Raw genomic sequence first — 3,651 nt, 5'->3', positions numbered from 1 at the left:
CGCGAGCCCCTCGACCCGGTCCGCTTCCTCGGCAACCGCTCCTCCGGCAAGCAGGGGTACGCCCTCGCCCGCACCGCCGCCGCGCGCGGCGCCCGGGTCACGCTGATCGCGGCGAACACCGGCATCCCGGACCCGGCCGGCGTGGACGTCGTCCCCGTGGGGACAGCCGTGCAGCTGCGCGAGGCGGTTCTCAAGGCGGCGGCCGACGCCGACGCGGTCGTCATGGCGGCGGCGGTCGCGGACTTCCGGCCGCAGACGTACGCGGCCGGAAAGATCAAGAAGAAGGACGGCCGGGACCCCGACCCCATCGTCCTGGTGCGGAATCCGGACATCCTCGCCGAGATCTCGGCCGAGCGCGCCCGCCCCGGCCAGGTGATCGTCGGATTCGCCGCGGAGACCGACGACGTGCTGGCCAACGGCCGTACGAAGCTGCAGCGCAAGGGCTGCGACCTCCTCGTCGTCAACGAGGTGGGCGAGCGCAAGACCTTCGGGTCCGAGGAGAACGAGGCGGTGGTGCTGGGCGCCGACGGCAGCGAGACTCCGGTACCGCACGGCCCGAAGGAGTTCCTGGCCGAAACCGTCTGGGACCTGGTGGCGCGGCGGCTGCACTGAATGTTTCATTCGCCTTTCGATCCCCATGAACCTCAGCCGCACAGGCGTGGCGCCCCTGGCCAAGTACGCTCCGGATTGGGCACAATGCCCGTGCCGCAGGTCACAGCCCTCCCGAGAGGCGAGACAGGGGGGCCGGTGGCCGGGCGCGACCGATAAACTGTTCTCGGACGATGCCGGGCGCAGCCCCCGAGCCCGTCCGCCAATGATCAGCCAGCAGCCGCTGCAACCCCAGGGAGCGTTGTGTCCCGTCGTCTGTTCACCTCGGAGTCCGTCACCGAGGGCCACCCCGACAAGATCGCTGACCAGATCAGTGACACCATCCTCGACGCGCTCCTCAAGGAGGACCCGACCTCCCGGGTCGCGGTCGAGACCCTGATCACCACCGGTCTGGTGCACGTGGCCGGTGAGGTCACCACCAAGACCTACGCGCCGATCGCCCAGCTGGTGCGCGACAAGATTCTGGAGATCGGTTACGACTCCTCCAAGAAGGGCTTCGACGGCGCCTCCTGCGGTGTCTCGGTGTCCATCGGCGCGCAGTCCCCTGACATCGCGCAGGGCGTCGACACCGCGTACGAGAACCGGGTCGAGGGCGACGAGGACGAGCTGGACCGCCAGGGCGCGGGCGACCAGGGCCTGATGTTCGGCTACGCGACGGACGAGACGCCCACGCTGATGCCGCTGCCGATCTTCCTGGCGCACCGCCTGGCCAAGCGCCTGTCCGAGGTCCGCAAGAACGGCACCATCCCCTACCTGCGCCCGGACGGCAAGACCCAGGTCACCATCGAGTACGACGGCGACAAGGCCGTCCGTCTCGACACGGTCGTCGTCTCCTCGCAGCACGCCTCCGACATCGACCTGGACTCGCTGCTGGCCCCGGACATCCGCGAGTTCGTCGTGGAGCCGGAGCTCAAGGCGCTCCTGGACGAGGGCATCAAGCTGGACACGGACAGCTACCGCCTCCTGGTCAATCCCACCGGCCGCTTCGAGATCGGCGGCCCGATGGGTGACGCCGGCCTGACCGGCCGCAAGATCATCATCGACACGTACGGCGGCATGGCCCGCCACGGCGGCGGCGCCTTCTCCGGCAAGGACCCGTCCAAGGTGGACCGCTCGGCGGCGTACGCGATGCGCTGGGTCGCCAAGAACGTCGTCGCCGCGGGTCTCGCCTCGCGCTGCGAGGTCCAGGTCGCCTACGCGATCGGCAAGGCCGAGCCCGTGGGCCTGTTCGTCGAGACCTTCGGCACCGCAAAGATCGACGCGGACAAGATCGAGAAGGCGATCGACGAGGTCTTCGACCTCCGTCCGGCCGCCATCATCCGCGACCTCGACCTGCTGCGCCCGATCTACTCCCTGACGGCGGCGTACGGCCACTTCGGCCGTGAGCTCCCGGAGTTCACGTGGGAGAAGACGGACCGCGTGGAGGCGTTGAAGAAGGCTGCGGGTCTGTAGGTCCCCAAGCCCCTTCGGTGTGCCGCGAGGCCCGGTGCCCCTCTGGGGTGCCGGGCCTCGGCGTTTCCGGGGCCCGATCGTCCGTCCGAGCGAGTTCGAGCGGCGTCGGTTGTCAGTGGGGTTTGGTAAGAATGCAAGCGTGAGCAGCGAGAACGGGTCGGTCGACGGCGGCGCCGAGGGAGCGCAGCCCGAGCAGCTTGCGCTCATTCGGGAGAGCGTGCGCAAGGCCAAGGTGCCCCGGGCCAAGCCGCGGACCTGGCGGGGGGCCGCGCTGGCCAAGGAGCTGCCCGTCGCGCGGGTGCTGGTCGACAAGGGGGTGCTGCACCTCGACCGGTACTTCGACTACGCCGTGCCCGAGGAGCTCGACGCGGACGCGCAGCCGGGGGTGCGGGTGCGGGTGCGGTTCGGCGCCGGGCGCGGGCGGGTCCGGGACGGGCGGCGTGAGGGCGGCGGGCTGATCGACGGGTTTCTGGTCGAGCGGCTCGCGGAGTCGGACTACTCCGGGCCGCTGGCGGCGCTCGCCCAGGTCGTCTCGCCTGAGCCGGTGCTCGGCGAGGAGCTGCTGGGGCTCGCCCGGGCCGTCGCCGACCGGTACGCGGGCAGTCTCGCCGATGTGCTCCAGCTCGCCGTGCCACCTCGTAGTGCCCGGGCCGAGCAGCGGCCCTCACCCGAGCCGCTGCCGCCGCCCGCCGCGCCGGAGACGGGAACCTGGGGGCGCTACGAGCGCGGCGGCGCGTTCCTGGAGTCGCTGGCCTCGGGCGGCGCGCCGCGCGCGGTGTGGAATGCCCTGCCGGGCCCGGAGTGGAGTGCGGAACTGGCCCGGGCCGTGGCCGCGACCCTGGCCTCGGGGCGGGGGGCGCTCGTCGTCGTGCCGGACGGCCGGGCCGTCGCGCGCGTCGATGCCGCGCTGACCTCGGTGCTGGGGGAGGGGCGGCATGCGGTCCTGACCGCCGATGCCGGGCCCGAGAAGCGGTATCGGGAGTGGCTGGCCGTGCGGCGGGGGGCCGTACGGGCCGTCGTCGGGACGCGAGCCGCCATGTTCGCGCCGGTGCGGGACCTGGGGCTCGTCGCGCTCTGGGACGACGGCGACGACAGTCACAGTGAGCCGCACGCCCCGCAGCCGCACGCGCGCGAGGTGTTGTTGTTGCGGGCCGCTCTCGACAAGTGCGCCTTTTTGCTGGGGAGTTGGAGCTGCACCGTGGAGGCCGCGCAGCTCGTGGAGAGCGGGTGGGCCCGGCCGCTCGTGGCCTCGCGGGAACAGGTGCGGACGGTCGCCCCGCTGGTGCGGACCGTCGGGGACCAGGACCTCGCGCGGGACGAGGCGGCGCGGGCGGCCCGGCTGCCCACGCTCGCCTGGCAGGCCGTCAGGGAGGGCCTGCGGCACGGACCGGTGCTCGTCCAGGTGCCGCGGCGGGGGTATGTCCCGCGGATGGCCTGCGCCAACTGCCGGGCGCCCGCGCGGTGTCGGCACTGCGCCGGACCGTTGGAGGGGCAGGAGTCCGGGGCGGCGCTGCGGTGCGGGTGGTGCGGGCGCGAGGAGGGGGCCTGGCACTGTCCGGAGTGCGGGGGGTTCCGGCTGCGGGCGCAGGT

At 72.6% G+C, this 3,651-nt stretch carries 3 protein-coding genes; all 3 read left to right on the top strand.

All coding sequences use genetic code 11. The annotated features are described in order from the left end of the window. Nucleotides 1–612 (top strand): phosphopantothenoylcysteine decarboxylase (locus ACFVYN_RS32270; protein ID WP_390005033.1); only part of this gene is annotated, 612 nt, incomplete at its 5' end. Between the two features lie 240 nt (nt 613–852). Next, the gene (metK, locus tag ACFVYN_RS32265) at nt 853–2,061 is read left to right on the top strand and encodes a methionine adenosyltransferase (protein ID WP_390005031.1); all 1,209 of its coding nucleotides are present in this window, start codon (nt 853–855) and stop codon (nt 2,059–2,061) included. 139 nt (nt 2,062–2,200) lie between these two features. After that, the coding region (locus ACFVYN_RS32260) for a primosome assembly protein PriA (protein ID WP_390005028.1) at nt 2,201–3,651 on the top strand (1,451 nt) is incomplete at its 3' end.

The sequence above is a fragment of the Streptomyces sp. NPDC058307 genome, assembly GCF_042880295.1.
Lineage (GTDB): Bacteria > Actinomycetota > Actinomycetes > Streptomycetales > Streptomycetaceae > Streptomyces.
This window is presented reverse-complemented; position numbering and strand designations above follow the sequence as displayed.